This is a genomic window from Streptomyces indicus (assembly GCF_900100315.1).
GTDB classification, from domain to species: Bacteria; Actinomycetota; Actinomycetes; order Streptomycetales; family Streptomycetaceae; genus Streptomyces; species Streptomyces indicus.
The window spans coordinates 463,269-481,780 of record NZ_FNFF01000003.1 but is presented as its reverse complement, the minus strand read 5'-3'; the positions used below and the strand labels follow the sequence as shown (position 1 = coordinate 481,780).

Annotated in this window: 17 protein-coding genes; 6 read left to right on the top strand and 11 right to left on the bottom strand. The window is 72.0% G+C overall.

The window, feature by feature from the left end; genetic code table 11:
* Positions 1–38 precede the first annotated feature (38 nt).
* From BLT97_RS11700 to BLT97_RS11690, 3 genes are all read right to left on the bottom strand, one after another.
* On the bottom strand, positions 39–644 hold the full coding sequence (locus tag BLT97_RS11700) for a dihydrofolate reductase family protein (protein ID WP_093608892.1): 606 nt from the start codon (positions 642–644) through the stop codon (positions 39–41).
* Positions 645–766: 122 nt separating this feature from the next.
* Positions 767–1,780, bottom strand: coding sequence for a DNA polymerase Y family protein (locus tag BLT97_RS11695; RefSeq protein ID WP_176953729.1), 1,014 nt, complete (start codon positions 1,778–1,780; stop codon positions 767–769).
* Positions 1,777–5,271: a DNA polymerase III subunit alpha gene (locus tag BLT97_RS11690; protein WP_093608890.1), complete on the bottom strand. Its 3,495-nt coding sequence runs from the start codon at positions 5,269–5,271 to the stop codon at positions 1,777–1,779. The genes BLT97_RS11695 and BLT97_RS11690 overlap by 4 nt, the downstream gene beginning before the upstream one ends.
* Before the next feature lie 279 nt (positions 5,272–5,550).
* Between BLT97_RS11690 and BLT97_RS11685 the strand changes: the two genes are divergently transcribed.
* Entirely contained in the window at positions 5,551–6,915 is a 1,365-nt protein-coding gene (locus BLT97_RS11685) for a tannase/feruloyl esterase family alpha/beta hydrolase (RefSeq protein WP_093608888.1), read from the top strand.
* A gap of 12 nt (positions 6,916–6,927) precedes the next feature.
* On the opposite strand, the gene BLT97_RS11680 is transcribed toward BLT97_RS11685, so the two are convergent.
* The 5 genes from BLT97_RS11680 to BLT97_RS11660 form a co-directional block, all read right to left on the bottom strand.
* Complete coding sequence (locus BLT97_RS11680; RefSeq protein WP_093609070.1) at positions 6,928–7,359, bottom strand: SRPBCC family protein; 432 nt, start codon at positions 7,357–7,359, stop codon at positions 6,928–6,930.
* A gap of 403 nt (positions 7,360–7,762) precedes the next feature.
* Complete coding sequence (locus BLT97_RS11675; protein ID WP_093608886.1) at positions 7,763–8,773, bottom strand: lytic polysaccharide monooxygenase; 1,011 nt, start codon at positions 8,771–8,773, stop codon at positions 7,763–7,765.
* Positions 8,774–9,049: 276 nt separating this feature from the next.
* Positions 9,050–9,544, bottom strand: coding sequence for a hypothetical protein (locus BLT97_RS11670; RefSeq protein WP_143041327.1), 495 nt, complete (start codon positions 9,542–9,544; stop codon positions 9,050–9,052).
* A 64-nt stretch (positions 9,545–9,608) separates the two neighbouring features.
* Entirely contained in the window at positions 9,609–10,430 is an 822-nt protein-coding gene (locus BLT97_RS11665) for an NAD(P)H-binding protein (RefSeq protein WP_093608882.1), read from the bottom strand.
* Positions 10,431–10,564: 134 nt separating this feature from the next.
* Positions 10,565–11,278, bottom strand: coding sequence for a response regulator (locus BLT97_RS11660; protein ID WP_093608880.1), 714 nt, complete (start codon positions 11,276–11,278; stop codon positions 10,565–10,567).
* Between the two features lie 157 nt (positions 11,279–11,435).
* On the opposite strand from BLT97_RS11660, the gene BLT97_RS11655 reads away from it, so the two are divergent.
* Genes BLT97_RS11655 through BLT97_RS11640 form a run of 4 tightly spaced genes read left to right on the top strand, consistent with a single transcriptional unit; the run spans position 11,436 to position 14,965 of the window.
* Entirely contained in the window at positions 11,436–12,419 is a 984-nt protein-coding gene (locus BLT97_RS11655; protein WP_176953728.1) for a Bug family tripartite tricarboxylate transporter substrate binding protein, read from the top strand.
* Positions 12,416–12,955 (top strand): tripartite tricarboxylate transporter TctB family protein, encoded by a 540-nt coding sequence (locus tag BLT97_RS11650; protein WP_093608876.1) that lies wholly within the window; start codon positions 12,416–12,418, stop codon positions 12,953–12,955. Before BLT97_RS11655 ends, BLT97_RS11650 begins: the two co-directional genes overlap by 4 nt.
* A gap of 1 nt (position 12,956) precedes the next feature.
* A complete protein-coding gene (locus BLT97_RS11645) occupies positions 12,957–14,498 on the top strand; it encodes a tripartite tricarboxylate transporter permease (protein WP_093608874.1) in 1,542 nt (513 codons plus the stop codon).
* Complete coding sequence (locus BLT97_RS11640; RefSeq protein ID WP_245769255.1) at positions 14,495–14,965, top strand: GNAT family N-acetyltransferase; 471 nt, start codon at positions 14,495–14,497, stop codon at positions 14,963–14,965. Before BLT97_RS11645 ends, BLT97_RS11640 begins: the two co-directional genes overlap by 4 nt.
* Positions 14,966–15,039: 74 nt before the next feature.
* On the opposite strand, the gene BLT97_RS37820 is transcribed toward BLT97_RS11640, so the two are convergent.
* The gene (locus BLT97_RS37820) at positions 15,040–15,183 is read right to left on the bottom strand and encodes a hypothetical protein (protein WP_093608872.1); all 144 of its coding nucleotides are present in this window, start codon (positions 15,181–15,183) and stop codon (positions 15,040–15,042) included.
* 263 nt (positions 15,184–15,446) lie between these two features.
* On the opposite strand from BLT97_RS37820, the gene BLT97_RS11630 reads away from it, so the two are divergent.
* Positions 15,447–17,078 carry a trifunctional class I SAM-dependent methyltransferase/NUDIX hydrolase/VOC family protein gene (locus BLT97_RS11630; RefSeq protein ID WP_245769254.1) on the top strand — a complete coding sequence of 544 codons (1,632 nt, stop codon included), beginning with the start codon at positions 15,447–15,449 and terminating at the stop codon, positions 17,076–17,078.
* Here BLT97_RS11630 and BLT97_RS11625 read toward each other — a convergent pair.
* On the bottom strand, positions 17,050–17,553 hold the full coding sequence (locus tag BLT97_RS11625; RefSeq protein WP_093608868.1) for a ribonuclease FAU-1 family protein: 504 nt from the start codon (positions 17,551–17,553) through the stop codon (positions 17,050–17,052). The genes BLT97_RS11630 and BLT97_RS11625 overlap by 29 nt on opposite strands.
* On the bottom strand, positions 17,534–18,454 hold the full coding sequence (locus tag BLT97_RS11620) for a GNAT family N-acetyltransferase (RefSeq protein ID WP_093609066.1): 921 nt from the start codon (positions 18,452–18,454) through the stop codon (positions 17,534–17,536). The genes BLT97_RS11625 and BLT97_RS11620 overlap by 20 nt, the downstream gene beginning before the upstream one ends.
* Positions 18,455–18,512: the final 58 nt, after the last annotated feature.

Below are 18,512 nucleotides of genomic sequence, written 5' to 3'. Positions count from 1 at the left end.
GGGGACGAGACGTGGACCTCGCCCCGACCGTGGCGAGGTCAGGCAGGGGCGCCGAGCGGCGGGTGCTCCAGCACCCGGGGCTTGTACTCCACCAGCTGGAGGCGGCCGTCGAAGGTGCGGTGCTCGGTCATGTCGAGGGCGACGTCCGGATAGCCGTCGTAGATGCGCTCCTCGCCGGTGGCACCGGTGATCACCGGGAACATCACGACCCGGAAGCGGTCGACGAGCCCGGCGCGCAGCAGGGACCGGGCCAGGCTGAGGCTGCCGATCGTGCTGAGGATCCCCGAGCCGTTCTCCTTCATGGCGCGGACCGTCTCGACGGCGTCGTCCCGGACGAGCGTGCAGTTGGCCCAGGTCAGCGGCTCCTCGAGCGAGGAGGAGAACACGATCTTCTTCGCCTGGGTGAGCTCGTCGACGGACTCTTCCTCCTCGGGCCGGAACTCGTCCTGCCCACTGGGCACCTCACCCGAGGCGAACCCCGACATCAGCCGATAGGTGTTGGCCCCCATCAGATAGGTGACCTCGGGCTGCTTCCCGAGCCATTCGAGATACTCCGGCCCCTCGAGCCCCCAGAACCCGGGCCACCCCTCTCCCGAGGCGTAGCCGTCGAGGGACGTGATGAAGTCGACGAGTAGTTCGGACATGGTGGGGTCCTTTCCGGGGGCATGCGTCGTGAGGTGTCACGAGCTTGGACTGCCCGGGATCCGGAAACTCATCGGCCGCGCCGAGGGCTGTCGGGAAAGGGGAGGTCTCGGGCGGCAGGAGATCAGGCGGCAGGATGTGCCGTCGCGGCCGGTCTGATCGCCTCGGGGCCGTACTTCCTGCGTGCCGCGTCGGCGACTGCCTCGATGCGGCGGGCCTTGTCGTCGTCCGGGTCGAAGAGGAGCTGGTGGGTGGCCTGGTCGGCGTCGAGGAGGTCGTCGGCGCGCAGGGTGATGCTGCGGACGCGGGCGCGTTGGAGGGCGAGGCGGTCGTGGAGTTCGTAGGCGGCTGAGGTCAACGTGCGGGTGTGGGCGGTGGGTTCGGGGAGTTTGCGGGTGCGGGTCGTGGTGGAGCGGTCGGCGTAGCGGACCGTGAGGGTCAGGGACCGGGCGGTCTGGGTGTCGGCGCGCAGGCGCAGGCCGAGCCGGTCGGCGAGGCGGAGCAGGGCCGCGCGTCGGCAGTCGTGGTCCAACTCGTCCTGCGGGAAGCGGTGTTCGACCGACAGGGAGCGGGGCGGTCCGGCGGGGACCACCGGGGTCGGGTCGAGTCCGCGGGCCGCGTCGTGCAGCCGGCGGCCCGCCGCGACGCCGAGGATCCGCTGGAGGGTGCCGAGGGGCGCGGCGGCGATCTTTCCGATGCTGTCGAGTCCGTACGAGGACAGGGTGCGGCTGGTCGCGGGGCCCACCCCGTGCAATGCGGCGGCCGGCTTCTTCGCGAGGAACTCGGCGACCGCGGACAGGTCGTCGGGCAGGGCGCGTACGGCCGAGGGCGGGCCGTCGGCGGCGACCATCCGGGCCAGCATCGGGTTCGCGGCGACGCCGACCGTGGAGCGCAGCCCGTACAGGCCGCCCGTGCGTGCCCGGATGCGTTCGGCCAGGCCCACGGCGTCGGTGCCGAAGTAGCGCAGGCTGCCGGAGACGTCGGCGAGCGCGGCGTCCGGCGGCAGGGCCTGCACGGTCGGGGTGAACTCGGCGAGCAGGCCGAGCAGGCGGCGGTAGACCTGCTCGTCCGCCAGGTCGTGGAAGTGGATGTACATGATCTGGACGCCCGTGGTGCTCAGCCTCTCTCCCTCGTTCATCCCGCGCTCCCGGGGCTCTGGTGCCACAACTTGCGGCTGTGTTTGACCGGTTCACCGGGCGGCTGCAGATCCGCCCAGGGGTGCAGGGCGAAGCCGGTCTCCAGCTGGATGCTGCGGCCCGGCTCGCTCGCCGGAGGGGGCGCGGCGTCGGCCTCGGTGACTCCGGACGGCGGTCTGCCCTCGGTCAGCCGGTCCGTGACCGCCGACAGGCCGCCGCTGCGCCGCAGTTCGGCCAGCTCGGCCAGGTCCCAGGCCGCCGCTCCGGTGACCGACAGTGCCTTGCCGCTGCCGCCCCCGCGGCGCTGGATCACGCCCCGGACGAGCAGCAGCCAGGAGTGGAAGACGGTGTGGGCGCTGGCGTCGTGGCTGTCCTCGAAGAACGCGCAGTCCACAAGCCCGCTCGTGTCGTCGAGCGTGGTGAAGATGACACGCTTGCCGGAGCGGATCGGCGGGGTCTGCACGGACCCCTTCGCGCCCGCGACCAGGACCACCTGCCCGTGCGGCAGATCCTTCAGGCGGTGAGCGGGCACCACACCCAGCTCGTCCAGCAACTCCCGGTGGTCGCCCAGGAGATGGCGCGAGGTGTCCATGCCGAGGATGCCCAGCTCGGCGCCGAGCCGTTCGACGTCGTCCAGGTCGGGCAGGTGCGCCGGCGCGACCTCGGGCGGGGCCTCGTCCGTCTCGCCGAGCGTCAACTGCCCCTGCGAGGCACCCTTCTGGCTCTTCTGCAGTTCGGCGATGTGCAGCATCAGGTCCCGCCGGTTGCGGCCGAACGCGTCCAACGCGCCGACCTGCGCGAGCCGTTCGGCCACCGGCCGCGAGGGTCGGGCCCGGGAGAGGAAGTCCTGCAACGAGGTGTACGGGCGGCCCACGACGATCCGCTCCGCCTCGGCCTCGCTCATCCCGCGGACATCGCTCAGCGCGAGCCGCACACCGTGGGTGCCCCTCGGAACACTCGGATCAGACACCAGTTCGATTAGATGGGCGGAGTCCGAGGCATTCACGTCAAGGGGCAGGATCGGTACGCCTCTTCTGCGGGCGTCCGCGAGCAGCAGCCGCTTCGGATACATCCCCGGGTCGTGCGTGAGCAGCCCCGCGTAGAAGGCCGCCGGGTGGTGGGCCTTCAGCCAGGCCGACTGGTACGAGGGGACGGCGAAGGCCACGGCGTGCGCCTTGCAGAAGCCGTACGCGCCGAAGGCCTCGATGATCTCCCAGGTCCGCTCGATGACCTCGTGGGAGTAGCCGCGCCGGCCCGCCTCCTCGGCGAACCACGCCCGCACCCGTCCGATCAGGTCGGGGTTGGACAGGGCGCGCCGGGTGTAGTCGCCGAAGGCGAGGGAGCAGCCCGTCATCACGTTCAGGATCCTGATGATCTGCTCGTGGAAGACGACCACGCCGTACGTGTCCGCCAAGGCCTCCTTGAGATCTTCGTGCGGGTAGTCGGGCGCCTGCTTGCCGTGCCGGGCCTTGATGAACGGGTCCACCATGTTGGCCGCGACCGGACCCGGCCTGAAGAGGGAGATGTCCACGACGAGATCGTGGAAGGTCTCGGGCTGCAGCCGTGCGATGAGGTCGCGCTGGCCGGGCGACTCGGTCTGGAAGCAGCCCAGTGTCTGCGAGGACTTGATGAGCTGGTACGTCTTCGGGTCGCCCGGCGGCACCTGCTCCGGGTCCTCCATGTCGATGTGGCGGCCCGTCGCGCGCTCGATCTCGGTGACGGCGTGCGCGATCGCGGACTGCATCCGCACCCCGAGCACGTCGAGCTTGAGCAGGCCGAGCTCCTCGACGTCCTCCTTGTCGAACTGGGACATGGGGAAACCCTCGGTGCTGGTCGGCATGACCGGGGTGCGCCGGAGCAGGGAGGTGTCCGAGAGCAGCACGCCGCACGGGTGCATGGCGATCCCGCGCGGCAGCGCGTCGAGGGCCTCGACGAGGTCCCACATCTGCGGTCCGTACGCCTGCGGGTCGATGCCGCGGAGCTCCGGCAGCTCGGCCAGGGCGGCGCGGGCGTCGCGGGCCCGGATGTGCGGGAAGGACTTCGCGAGCCGGTCGACCTCGGCGGGGTCGAGGCCGAGGGCGAGGCCCGTGTCGCGTACGGCGTGCCGGACCCGGTACGTCTCCGGCATCGAGACGGTCGCCACCCGCTCGGAGCCGAAGCGGTCCAGGATCGCGCGGTAGACCTCCAGGCGGCGGGCGGACTCCACGTCGATGTCGATGTCGGGCAGCTCGGCGCGCCGGTCGGACAGGAAGCGCTCCATGAGCAGCCCGTGTTCGACCGGGTCGGCGGTCGCGATGCCGAGCAGATGGTTGACGAGCGAGCCCGCGCCGGAGCCGCGTGCGGCGACCCGTATGCCCAAGTCCCTTGTGTCCTCGACGACTTGGGCGACCGTGAGGAAGTACGAGGCGTAGCCGAGCCGGTCGATCAGCTCCAACTCCGCCTGGAGCCGGTCCCAGTACGCGCGGTGGTCGGGCCTGCGGTCGTAGTGGCGCAGCACCATCCCTGCCGCGCACTTCGAGCGCAGGACCCGCTCGGGGGTGCGCCGGGAGGCCCCGACGAGGTCCGGCTCGGGGAAGTGGACGCGGCCGATGCCCAGGTCGTCCTCGGGGTCGACCCGGCAGGTGGCGGCCGTGTCCTCGGTGACTTCCAGCAGGCGCGTGGCGGTGCTCGTCCGGTAGCCGGCGGCCTCGGCGACCTGGAGAGCCAGCTCGGCCATGGCGGCGGGCGGCTTGAGCCAGCGCTCGCCGGGGTCGAGCGTGCCGCGCCGGTCGATCGGGACGAGCCGGCGCGCGGAGTCCAGGACGTCGGCGACCGGGCCCTGGCCCTGGTCGGCATAGCGCACGGAGTTGGTCAGGACCGGCAGGATCCGCTGGTCGACGGCGAAGCCGAGGGCGCGGGCGGCCAGGCGCAGCGAGCCGTTCCCGGTGCCTTCGCGCCCGTGGTGGACGGCCTCGATCCGCAGGTTCGCGTCCCCGAACTGCTCCCGCCAGGGTGCGAGCAGCCGGGCCGCGCGGTCGGGGCGGCCCGCGGACAGGGCGCGGCCCACGTCGGAGTCCGGCCCGAGCAGCACGGTGAGGTGCTCGGCAGCCGCCGCGTCCCAGGGCAGCAGCGGGCGCTGGGTGTCCGCGTGCGCGGCGGTCACGAGCCGGCACAGCTCGGCCCAGCCGCGGGCGCCGTCCCGCGCGAGGAAGACCACGCGCTGGGCCGACTCGTCCACGAAGGCGCCGCCGCGCACGGGGGTGCGGCGACGCTCGGTGCGGCCCGCGGCCTCGGCCGGCGCGGCCACGGCGAGATCCACCCCGAACAGGGGGCGTACGCCCGCCTTGCCCGCGGCCTTGGCGAAGCGGACCGTGCCGCCGAGGGTGTCCCGGTCGGTCAGTGCGATCGCGTCCATTCCGCGCTCGGCCGCCCGCTCGGCGAGCTGCTCGGGGTGCGAGGCGCCGTAGCGCAGCGAGAACCCGGAGACGGTGTGCAGATGCGTAAAGCCGCGCATCCGGACCACCTCGCCACTGCCACTCGTGCCCCCTGTCCCACTACCTCACATCGACCACGTCCACCTCTGTGACCTGGTCACATCACTATATCGAACATCCATACGATTCGTTCGACCGTGGCGTCCGAACGTGTCGCGGGCCCGTGCTCCGGGGGTCTGTGGTGGGCGCCGCCCCCATGGCCGGGTGCCACATCGTGGTCCCCCACACCATGGCCCCACCCCGGCACCCCGGCCGAGCATGGCCCGGCACCCCTCAGTCCCGGCACCCGGAGGTCGTCCATGCATCGCCGTACCCGTGGCGTTCTGTTCGCCGTGCTGCTTGCGCTGGTCGCGCCCGGTGGTCAGGCCGCCGCGCACCCCGGTGGGACCGCCCTCTGTGACCGTGCGGAGCGGGTCACGGTGAAGGGGGCCGAGCATCAACAGGCCGTCTGTCTCCCGGACTTGACCACTGCCGCGCTCGTCGGGACCCCGTACACCAATCCGGCCGACTGGGCGGGGCTGTCCGCCCAGGGGACGGTCAATCCGAGTGGGGTGCGCGGGGTGCAGATCGACGGGTACTTCCCGGACACCTCGCGGCTCAACACCGACCACGGGTGGAACCATGACGCGCAGTTCGTGATCCGGCTGCCGGAGCGGTGGAACGGGAAGCTCGTCGTGACCGGCGCTCCTGGCGTGCGCAAGCAGTACGCCCTGGATGTGCTGATCTCCGACTGGGTGCTCGCGCAGGGGTACGCCTTCGCGGCCACAGACAAGGGCAACTCGGGGCCGGACTTCTACACCGACGGCAGGCGGCCCGGTGACGCCGTGGCCGAGTGGCATCGGCGGACGACCGAGCTCACGCGGGCCGCGAAGGGTGTGCTGCGGCAGGCGTACGGCAAGGCTCCGGCCCGTACGTATATGACGGGGATCTCCAACGGGGGCTACCTCACGCGCTGGCAGCTGGAGAACCATCCCGAGCTGTACGACGGCGGCGTGGACTGGGAGGGGACGCTGTTCACGGCCGACGGACCCAACATGTTCAGCTCCCTGCCCACGGCCACCGCGTACGGGATGGGCCGGGCGAGCGCCGAGGACCTGGTGGTGGCGGGCTTCCCGGCGGAGACGGACTTCCTGTGGCCCTACCACGTGCGGGCCTACTGGGGGCTGACGCAGAAGATCTACCGTGCCGAGTTCGACCCCGGCTACGACCCGGCCTGTCCGGGGAGTTCGGCCGGTGCCACGGTGCCGGAGATCCTCGCGCCCTGCGCCTCGGACGCCGCGTACGACTACGCCGCGCGGCCGGACTCGGTGCGGCGCGCCGTGGACCGGGTCTCGCTGACGGGGAGGATCGGCCGGCCGCTGCTGACGCTTCAGGGCGACCTCGACGCCCTGCTGCCGATCGGGCAGAACGCCGGTGCGTATACGGAGATGGTGGCCGAGCGCGGGCGCGGCGGGCTGCACCGTTCGTACACCGTCGAGGGCGGCACCCACGTCGACAGCCTCTACGACACCTATCCCGACCGGCTGCGGCCCGTGCTGCCCTGCTACCGCGAGGCGTTCACGGCCATGACCCGCTGGGTCGAGCGGCGCGAGCAGCCGCCGGCGAGCGCCACCGTGCCCCGGCCGGCGAGCGGTGATGTGGTGAACTCCTGCCGGCTCGGCTGAGCTTCGCCGACGCTACTTCAGGATGCGCCGCAGCGCGTATCCGAAGACCAGGTGTCCCGCGCGGGCCGTCAACTGGTCCATGAAGCGCGGGAGTCGGACGATCCGCAGGTCTTCGTGCCACACCACGTACGACCCCGTCCCGCGCACCGCCGGCTGCACCTCGATCTCGGCCCACCCCGTCAGCGCCTTGCCCGTCTTGGTGAGCCGGCAGCGCGCGGCCGGGGCGGGCGGCTCCCAGAGCGTGACCTCCATCGGGTCGTCGAAGCCGATCGGCCCGATCCCGGTGCGGGCCACGAAGCGGGTGCCCTCGCGGTTGGGGCCGTCGGTGAGGACGGTGGTACGGGTGAACGGGACCTGGGCGGCGTGCCGTTGCCAGTCCGTCACGCGCCGCCAGGCCTCGTCGACGGGGAGCGGGGTGCGGTGGGTGATACGGAATTCGGGCACGTCGGGATCGTAGGGCCTGCGGGTGCGCGGCTCACGGCAACCGGCCGGGTGCGGCACCCCCGGGCGCGGTAACCGGCCCGACGCGGAATCCGGCCGTACGCACACCGACGCCACCGCTCCCTTGAGGTGGGGGAGGAGCGGTGGCGTCGGTGCCGGCATCCGAGGGCTGTGTCCCAGGGCCCTCGGAGTCTGGGTGCCGGGGTGGGGGGTGGTCGGTGGGCGGGGGCCGGAGGCCGGTGGGCGATGGCCAGCCAGGTGGCCAGTGGACGGTGACCGGTGGGCGATGGCCCGTGGTCGGTGCCCGTGACCGCAGGCTCCGTCAGCCGTCAGCCGTCAGCCGTCAGCCGTCAGCCGTGGCCGACCCGCGGCGGTCACCGGCGCCCGGGGGCCGGTGACCCGAGGGTCAGCGGCTGTGGCGGCCCGTGGAGACGCGGCGGCGGACCGTCGCGAAGAGCATGGCCGCACCCAGGGCGAGGACCGCGGCGCCGCCCATGGCGATGTACGGGGTGGTCGAGTCGCCGCCGGTCTCGGCGAGGTTCTCGCCGGCGGCCACGGGCTCGTCGGCCGCGCCGGCCGCCTCAGGGGCGTTCTCCTGCGGGGCGCTCTCCTCGGGGGCCGCGGCGGTGGCCTCGGCGCCCGTGTCCGCGTTCTGGTCGCCGTGGCCGTTGTGCTCGACGGTCGACTGCTCCTGGCCGTCGGCGATCTGCTCCTCGCTGGGCGCGGACGGCTCGGCCGCCGGCTCCTCGGGGGCCGAACCGCCGCCCGCGGAACCGCCGTTGTCGGCGCCGAAGACCACGTCGGAGCAGGTGTAGAAGGCCTCGGGGGAGTCCGAGCGCTGCCAGATCGAGTAGATCAGGTGACGGCCGGAGCGCTCCGGGATGTCACCGGAGAAGACGTAGTCCCCGTTCTCCATCTTCGGGTCGGTGGCCGTCGCGAACGGCTTGGCCTCCAGGTCCGACCACTTCAGCGGCTTCGAGGGGTCGTAGCCCTCCTTGGTGATGTACAGCTCGAACGAGCCCTTGTGCGGGGCCGTGCCCTTGTAGCGGAAGGTGTGGCTGCCCGCCGAGAGCTTCGAGGAGGGCCAGTCGCCGCGCGGCAGGTCGAGGCCCTTGTACTTGTCGTTGCCGGCGCTGCACAGCTTGCCGTCGGGGATGATCTCCTTCGACTTGCCCGCGGCGTTGGCGATGTTGACGCCGTTCCAGTCGTAGAAGGCCTGCACGCCGGACGCGGCGACGGCGGCCTTGCACGCGGCCGAGTCGGGGGACTCCGGGCCCTCGGCGTAGCAGGCGGCGACACGGCTCACCGGGTCCGTCATCGAACCGTGCGCGGCGGCCGGGGATATCGCCAGCGCGGTCAGCGCGAGCGGGGCGACACCGGCGGCTGCGGCGTAGGCGACCTTGCGGCGAGCAGTCATGTGGGGAACTCCTTGAGCGACTTCACGTGTGGGGGGTACGAGGCGGGTACGTACCGTCGGTGCGGCCCCCCGATACGCGCGGCACCGGCAGGTCGAACCCGCCCCCTACCTGGGGCGCCGACCGGGGCGAACCCCCGTCGGCGGACATGAAGTTAGCCCTCCGGAGCCGCGAATTCGCCTGCTGAGGGCGGTTCCCGGTGATCCTTATGGTCGCTTTAAGGAATCGATCAGAGGCGGTTAAGCGCGTGCCGGGGATGTCCGGTTCCGACGGCCGGATCAGCGCACGCGTCCTGTGGCGGAGCGGCCCGTGAGGGCGTCGAGGACCGCCCAGTCGCACTCGGCCGGGAAGCCGTCCAGCTCCCCGAGCAGGTCGTACGGATCGAAGGCGTCCGGTGCCGGGTCGTGTGCCGGGGCGCGTGACGGGTCCGGGGTGACCGCGGGGGTCCCAGGCCGGTTGGCGGCCGGCGGCTGCTCGGCCGCCGCCACCTCATCCGCCTCCCGCAGACAGCGGTCGGTGTCGGCCTCGACGGCCTCCGTGCAGGACGCGTCCACGGCGAAGTCGGTGACGTGGAGGGCGCCGTGACGCTGCGCCTCGATCGCTCGTACGGAGGCCTCGAACCGGGCCTCGTTCAGCAGCGCGATCTCCTCGGCGCACTGCGCGGCCGTCCGCTGCTCGACGTGCCGGGGATTGCCGTCGTCCTGGTTCGGGCCGCTGTACGCGGCGACGGCCACTGCCGCCGCGAGGATGCAGCGCGGTGCGCGCGGCGTCATCTTCATCCCCCGTCGTACGACCGCACCGGGGAAGGTCTCCGGTGCGGTCGTACACGATAGCGATTCAGGCCGTGAACTCCGCCGCGTGCTCGCGTGCCCACGCGGCGAAGGTGCGGGCGGGGCGGCCCGTGACCCGTTCGACCACGTCCGTGACCGTGCGGCCCTCCACCGGGGTGTCCCGGTAGACCATGACCAGGAACTCGATGGTCTCCTCGGGGAAGCCCTTGGCCTGCCACTGCTCGCGTGCCTGCTCCTCGGTCAGTTCGAGCAGTCGCACTGCGCTGCCTCGGGCCGCGGCGATGGCGTCCACCTTGTCCTGGAGTGTGAGCACCTCGGGGCCCGTGACCACGTACGCCTGGCCGGCGTGGCCCGGCGAGCGCAGCGCCTCGGCCGCCACCGCGCCGATGTCGGCCTCGTGCACCATCGCGCTGAGCCGCCCGGTGAACGGCTCGCTGACCGTGCCCGTGGTCCGGATGGACTCGGCCCACTCCAGGGCGTTGGACATGAACTCCACCGGCATGATCACGGTCCAGTCGACCGGGCCCGAGCGCACGGCCTCCTCCAGCGGGGTCGGGCCGCCGCCGTGCAGCACCGTGATCCGGCGCACCCCGGCCTGCCGCGCGAGCTCCAGGATCTCGGGACCGGTCTCCAGCGGGGCGAACGACTCCCCGCCGAACGTGATCAGATGGACCGCCTCCACGCCGTCGAAGGCGGACGTGAGGCTCTTCGGATCCGTCAGGTCGCCGCGTACCGCTTCGACGCCCTCGGGGAAGCCCGCACGCTCCGGGTCCCGGCTCAGGGCCCGCACCTTCTCGCCCTTGGCGAGGAGTTCCCGGACGATCTGCCGGCCGACGCTGCCGCTGGCTCCGGTGACGAGGAAGGTCATCGCTGGGCTCCTCCGTGAGGGGGTGAGAGAGGTCCGCACCTTCCTGGCGGGACCTGCTGACAAGACCACCGTAGGAGTCATTTAGGTCAGGTTCTGTCCGCGTTGAGGGGGAGTTCGGTCTGGGGCGTGAGTGCCTATCCGACCCACCGGTACCGGCGTTCCGGCCGTCCCGTTCCCCCGTACTTGAGGGTCACCTCCGCCCGGCCCGTATCGGCGAAGTACTCGAGATAGCGGCGGGCGCTGACGCGGGACAGGGAGCCGGACTCCGCGCACTCCGTGGCGGAGAGGCCCTCGGGGTGGGTGCGCAGGACGCGCTCGACCAGTTCCGCGGTGTGGGCCGCGAGGCCCTTCGGGAGTTCGCGCGAGCCCGGGGGTCGGGTGCCGAAGATCTGGTCCACGTCCTCCTGCCGGGCCTCGTCCAGCTGGTCGAGACGGGTGCGCAGGGCTGCCACGTGCCTCAACTGCTCCTGCAAAGCTGCCTGGTTGAAGGGTTTGATCAGGTAGTGCAGGGCGCCGGCGCGCAGCGCCGAGCGGATCACCTCCGCGTCCCGCGCGGCCGTGATGAAGAGGGCGTCGACCGGGGTGCGTGCGGGGTCCCGCTCCTCCGCCGCGCGCAGCTCCCGCAGGACCGAAATGCCGTCCATGTCCGGCAGGTAGACGTCCAGGAGTACGAGGTCGGGGCGCAGCCGGTCGGCCGCGCGCAAGGCCTCCGCGCCGTTGTGCGCGACGCCCGCCACGGCGAAGCCGTCCATCGCGGCGACGTAGCGGCTGTGCAGCTTGGCCACCATGAAGTCGTCGTCCACCACGAGGACCTTCGTGGCGGGATCTGCGGGGTTCTGCGCACTCATCGGCGCAGGTTAAGCGCGGGACCACAACGACCACAACGTTCGTTGCTTGCGGAAGAGAGACAGCTTGTTAACGCGCAGGCAACATGTGGGCCACCTCACAGGGCCTTAACGCCCGCTTACAACCCGCTTCTTCACGAACCGACAGGTGGTGGCACACGTGCGTCTGCGCACTCCCCTCGCCCTGCTCGGGGCCGCGCTCCTCGTCCTCGGGGCCCCGCCGCTGCTCTCGGCGGGCAGCGACGCCGACGACGGCACCAAGATCCCCCGGCTGCGCTTCATGGTCCCCAACACCCCGGGCGGCGGCTACGACGTCACCGCGCGCACCGCCGCCAAGGACGCCGAGGACGCCGGCCTCAACAACGGCATCGAGGTGTTCAACATGCCCGGCGCCGGCGGCACCGTGGGCCTGGCCCGGATCGCCGAGGACAAGGGCAACGGCAAGCTCGCCATGTCCATGGGCCTCGGCGTGGTGGGCGCGGCCCGCTCCAACCACTCGCCGAAGACCCTCGCCGACACCACCCCGATCGCCCGGCTCACCGAGGAGCAGGACGTCGTGGTCGTGGCCAAGGACTCGCCGTACAAGACGATCGACGACCTGATCGGCGCCTGGAAGAAGAACCCCGGCAAGCTGCCGGTCGGCGGCGGCTCCTCGCCCGGCGGGCCCGACCACCTCGCGCCCATGCTGATGGCCCGCGCGGCCGGGATCGCGCCGAAGGAGGTCAACTACATCCCCTTCGACGGCGGCGGCGAACTGCTCGCCTCGATCCTCGGCAACAAGGTCGCCTTCGGCGTCTCGGGCGTCGGCGAGTACCTCGACCAGATCAAGTCCGGCGAGCTCAGGCTGCTCGCCGTGACCGGCTCGAAGCGGGTCCCGGGCCTGGACGGCCCGACCCTCATGGAGTCGGGATACGACGTCGACTTCACCAACTGGCGCGGCATCGTCGCCCCGCCCGGCCTCGACGAGGACGAGCGCGAGAAGCTCATCAACCTCTTCGAGGAGCTCCACAAGTCGCCCGAGTGGAAGAAGTCCCTGGAGACGAACGGCTGGAGCGACGCCTTCCTGACCGGCGAGGAGTTCGGCGAGTTCCTCGACAAGGAGGACAAGCGCGTGGTGTCCGTACTGAAGGAGCTGGGGCTGTGACCACCACCATCGAACCCCCCGAGGCCCCCGAGGCGGCCCCGCGCAAATCGTGGCTGCGGGAGCACTCCGAACTGGGCGTCTCCGTCCTGCTGTTGGCGCTCGGCGTCCTCGTGCTCACCGACGCGCTGACGATGGAAGTCGACATCGAGCAGCGCGGCCCGATCGGGCCGAAGACCGTGCCGGTCGTCGTCGGTATCGGGCTGCTCGTCATCGCCGTCCTGCTCGCGGTCGACGTGCTGCGCGGCGGCCGCGGCGAGGCCGAAGGCGGCGAGGACATCGATCTTTCCGAACCCGCCGACGGGCGCACGGTGTTGCTGCTCGCGGGCGTCTTCCTCGGCTTCGCGGTGCTCATCGGCCCGCTCGGCTTCCCGATCGCCGGAGCCCTGCTCTTCTGGGGCGCCGCCTTCGCGCTCGGCTCACGGCGCCTCGACCGCGACCCGCTGATCGCGGCCGTGCTCTCCGTGGTCACGTACGCCGTCTTCAACAACCTGCTCGGAGTCCCGCTCCCCGGCGGCCCGCTGATCGGAGCGCTGTGACATGAACGCTCTCAACTCCCTGATGGACGGCTTCGGTACGGCCCTCACGCCCATCAACCTGCTCTGGGCCGCCATCGGCGTGCTGCTCGGCACGGCGATCGGTGTGCTGCCCGGCATCGGTCCGGCGATGGCCGTGGCGCTGCTGCTCCCGGTCACGTACGGGCTCGACCCGACGGGCGCGTTCATCATGTTCGCGGGCATCTACTACGGGGCGATGTTCGGCGGTTCCACCACCTCGATCCTGCTCAACACCCCCGGCGAATCGGCCGCCGTGGTCGCGGCCATCGAAGGCAACCCGATGGCCAAGTCCGGCCGCGGCGCCCAGGCCCTTGCGGCCGCCGCGATCGGGCACTTCGCGGGCGGCATGGTCGGCACGATCCTGCTCGTCGCGCTCGCCCCGAAGATCGCGGACCTCGCGGTCGACATCGGTGCGCCCGACTACTTCGCCATCATGGTCCTCGCGTTCATCGCCGTGACCAGCGTCCTCGGCTCCTCCCGTATCCGCGGACTCGCCTCGCTGCTCATCGGTCTCACCATCGGCCTGATCGGCCTCGACCAGATGACCGGCCAGCAGCGTCTGACCTTCGGCTCGCTCCAACTCGCCGACGGCGTGGACGTGGTGATCGTCGCGGTGGGTCTGTTCGCGATCGGCGAGGCCCTGTGGGTCGCCGCCCATCTGCGCCGCCGCAGCGCCGACGCCATCCCGGTCGGCCGGCCCTGGCTCGGCAAGGCGGACGTCAGGCGGTCCTGGAAGTCCTGGCTGCGCGGCCCGGTGATCGGCTTCCCGTTCGGCGCGATCCCGGCGGGCGGCGCGGAGATCCCGACCTTCCTCTCGTACGTCACCGAGAAGCGGCTTTCCAAGCACAAGAACGAGTTCGGCAAGGGCGCCATCGAAGGCGTCGCGGGTCCGGAATCCGCGGCTTCCGCCTCGGCGGCCGGCACGCTCGTCTCGATGCTCACGCTCGGCCTGCCCACGACGGCCGTCGCCGCTGTGATGCTCGCCGCCTTCCAGCAGTACGGCATCCAGCCCGGCCCGCTCCTGTTCGACCGCGAACCCGAGCTGGTCTGGGGCCTCATCGCCTCGCTGTTCGTCGGCATGGTCCTGCTGCTCTGCCTCAACCTGCCGCTCGCACCCCTGTGGGCCAAGCTCCTTCGCATCCCGCGCCCGTACCTGTACGCGGGCATCCTCTTCTTCGCGGGAGTCGGCGCGTACGCGGTGGCCGGCGAGGCGATCGACCTGGTGATCCTGCTGCTCATCGGCCTGCTCGGCTTCGGGATGCGCCGCTACGGCCTGCCGATCCTGCCCGCCGTCATCGGTGTGATCCTCGGCCCGGCCGCCGAACAGCAGCTGCGCCGCGCGCTCCAGATCAGCGACGGCAGCGTCAGCGGCCTGGTCAACACGCCCTTCTCCGTGACGGTTTACGTGATCATCGCGATCCTGCTCGCCTGGCCGCTGCTCAAGAAGCTGGTCCTGCGCGGGCGCCGGAAGGGCGGCGACCACGGGGGCGGCGAGGACGCGGAGGCTCGTAACGTGTCCGTATGACGCATGACATGCGGCCCCCGAGGCATGACATCCGCCTCGCCACCGCCGCCGACGTGCCCGCCGTGCAAGCGGTGACCGACGCCGCGTACGCGCACTACATCGAGCGCATCGGGCTGCGCCCCGTGCCGATGGACGCGGATCACGCGGCGAACGTGGCGGCGGGGCGGGTGCATGTCACCGGGGACCCGGTGATCGGGCTCCTGGTGCTCGTGCCCGAGCCCGGCCACCTCTTCCTCGACTCCCTCGCGGTCCACCCCTCGGCCCATGGCCAGGGGGTGGGCCGCGCGCTGCTCGAATACACCGAACGGCACGCACGCGAGCTGGGGCTCGGCGAGATCCGGCTCTACACGAACGCCAAGATGTGGGAGAACCAGAAGCTCTACCCGTACTTCGGCTACGAACTGGTGGAGCGGCGGGTGGAGGACGGCGTGTACGACCGCTTCCACTACCGCAAGCGGCTGGCCTGAAGCTTCTCGGAGCCCGAAGTTTCCTGGAGCCGGTGGCCGGCCCGAGGCGGCGAGGGTCTGTGGCGGGCCACCGCTCAGCCCTCCGGCCACCAGGTCTTCTGGATGTCCTTGCGCACTTCGGGACGCGGGCCCACCCTGCGCTGGGCCTCTTCGGAGCGCTCGCGCTCGCGACGGACGGTGGGCTTGCTGATCGGCTTGCGGATCGTCTGGCGGCGCATAGCGGCCTCCTAGCGTCGAGTCGCCCGGGTGCGAGTACCGTTCATCCACTCGGTTAGACCCGGGCGAAGAGCCTTTCTCATCGCCGCCCGGTTTGTCAGTGGTGCTTGTCACGCTCCTTGCCAGGTTTCTTCCCAGCCGGGCCATAGGCCGACCCCTGCGTATCAGCATGTGGGACGCCGGGGATTTCCTTGCAGCGTACGGGGGTTGGGGCCGGCGATGTCCGCACGGCCGGACTGTCAGTGGCGGCTGCGAGGATCGCCGTATGAGCGAAACGCGAGGGGACAGCACCATGCGGGCGGACGAGGCAGCCGCCCGGGACCAAGGGGTCACGCGCGAGCACGAGACGGCCCGGGACCACGGGGTCGACTGGGACGCGGAGGCCGCCACCTTCGACGAGGAGCCGGACCACGGCCTGCGCGACCCGCAGGTCCGCGCGGCCTGGGCGGAGCGCCTCGCGCAGTGGCTGCCGCGCGAGCCGTCCGAGGTGCTCGACCTCGGTTGCGGCACGGGGAGCCTGGCGCAGCTCGCCGTGGAGCAGGGGCACCGCGTCCTCGGCGTGGATCTGGCGCCGAGCATGGTGGAGCGCGCCCGGGCCAAGCTCGGCGTGCAGGTGTCGGGAATGACCAGTGACGGGGGAGGGGCAGCGGCGCAGTTCGTGGTCGGTGACGCGGCCCGGCCGCCGGTGGGCGGGCGCAGGTTCGACGTGGTCCTCGTCCGCCACGTGCTGTGGACTTTCCCCGATCCCGCGGCGGTGCTGCGGCACTGGAGCTCGCTGCTGCGGCCCGGCGGCCGGCTCGTGCTGGTCGAAGGGGTGTGGGGCGAAGGAGGTCTGCCCGTCGAGCAGGTCACCGAGGCACTCGCGCCGCTCGCGGCCCGCGTGCACACCGAGGACCTCTCGCCCGACGCCCGCCTGTGGGGCAGGCCGGTGCACGACCTGCGCTACGCGGTGGTGGCCAGGCTGGAGCCGCCCCGTCACCGCGAGGTCGTCGACGTGCACCTGATCGTCCGCCGCGGCGACCGCGTGCTGCTCGCCCGGCGCGCGGGCACCGGGTACGCGGACGGCCTGTGGCACCTGCCCTCCGGGCACCTCGAGGACGGCGAGGACGTCCGGGCCGCGGTCCTGCGCGAGGCACAGGAGGAGGTGGGCCTGCGCCTCGACCCGGCCGAGGTGCGCACGGCGCTGGTGATGCAGCACCGCGGACCCGCCGGCGCGCCCCGCATCGGCTGGTTCTTCGAGTCGGCCACGGACCAGGCCCCGGACAACCGCGAGCCCGACAAGTGCGACGCCCTGGAGTGGTTCCCGCTGTCCGCGCTGCCGGACGGCATCGTGGCCTACGCGCGTGCGGGCATCGAGGCCTACCGGACGGGCGAGCGCTTCGTGCTGCACTGGCACGAGGACGGGGACGCCGTGGCGCACGAGCCGGGCCGGGAGCGGGCGCGGGTGCTGCCGCCCACGAACTCCGGGCGTCCGCACCACATCGAGCTGTGGGTGCCCGACCTCGCCGCGGCCGAGGCCTCCTGGGGCCCGCTGCTCGGCGACCTCGGCTATACGCCGTACCAGAGCTGGGAGTCGGGGCGCAGCTGGCGTCTCGCGGATACGTACGTGGTCCTCGAGCAGTCCAAGGCCCTGACCGGGGACACGCATCGGCGCACGTCACCCGGGCTCAACCATCTGGCGTTCCACGTCCGCGACCGGGCCGCCCTGGACGACCTGGTGGCGCGCGCCTCCGTATACGGATGGTCGCTCATGTACGCCGATGCGCATCCGTATGCGGGCGGCGCGCAGCACTGCGCCGCCTATCTGGAGGACGGGCTCGGCTTCGAGGTGGAGCTGGTGGCCGGCGGGCCGCCCGCCGGCCACCGGATCAGTCCAGAAGGGTCGCCAACCCCCTGACCTGCGCGACGACTTCGAGCTCGTCGAGGGCCCGGACCGCCTCCTCGGCGGCCTTCGGGTCCCGGTCCGCGAGGCCGCTCGCGGCGAACTCGTCCTCGTCCAGACGCAGCACCGTGCCCCCGTCCGCGGACACCCACAGGTCCAAGTCCAGGTCCTCGACGACCAGTTCACCGGCGTCGAGGACGGCGGGCCGTGTCACATCGCAGTACCAGCCCTTCAACGGGCCCTCCGCGGTGCGCACTTCCTTGATCGAGTACCACCGGTTGCGCCAGTAGTGCTCGGTGAAGACGTCGCCGGGCTCGAAGCGTACGAAGCCGAAGTCCCGCACGCCCTCGCCCGCCCACGGCGCGCGCACCGTCACCTGCGTGCCGTCGTCGGCGACCAGGAGCGCCGGATAGCGGATCTTCGTGCGGCCCGCCTTCGTCAGGTGGACCTTCACCATGTCGTCGAGGGAGTCATCCGAGGTCGCGGACATATCGCACCTCCGTCGCGCAGATCTCATAGCCGAACCACTTGTTGATCGCGAGCATCGGCGCATTGTCCGCGTCGTTGCCCGTGAAGGCCTCGGTGTACCCCGCTGCCCGCGCCCGGTGCAGTGAGTGCGCCTTGGCCAGCTTCGCCAGGCCGCGGCCGCGGAACGCCCTGGCCGTGCCCGTCATGCCCGACCCGTAGCGGGTCAGGCCGTCCGTACGCGCCGCTGTGAACGCGGCGGGCACGCCGTCGACCAGGGCGACCGTGCTGAGCTCGCGGTCGAGCAGCGGGTCGCGCCAGGTCGTGTCCAGCCACTCCTCGTAGTCGTCGAGGGCGGCGTCGAGATCGCCCGGCTCGTCCGCCGTGCACTCCGCGTCGAGGGCGAACATCGGGCGCGGGTCGTCCGCCCAGTCCGAGACCGGGGCGAGCGTGACATCCGGCGGGATCGCGGGCAGCTGCGGCAGCGCCGCGGCCGCCAGGTCGAGGCGGAGGAAGTGGGCCGAGCGGCTCGAACGGTAGCCGCGGCGCTCGGCGAAGGCGCGGTTCGGCCCCTCGTCGAGCACCCACGAGTAGACCGTGTCCGCACCGGCGTCCGCGACATGCTCCTCGGCCGTGCGCAGCACCAGGGCGCCCACCCCGTGCCCCCGGTGCTCCGGATGGACATAGACGTTGGCGAAAGCCTGGCCCGGCGTGCTGCTCTCGTGCGCGATACCGGCCTCGCCGCGCGCCACGATCTGTCCGTCGCGCTCGGCGACGAACAACTGGTAGCGGCTCGCGGGGGCGGCATGGGCGCTCTGCCACAGCATGGCCTCGGGCGTGGTCACCATGAACGGGAGGGCGGCGCGCAGCACCTCGGTGGCGGCCGGGGCGTCCTCGGGTCGGAAAGCACGGACGATGACGGTCATGGTCACGGACGTTACGTGGCGCGCCGGAGCCGTGCCTCCCAATTTCCGGCCGGTAGGT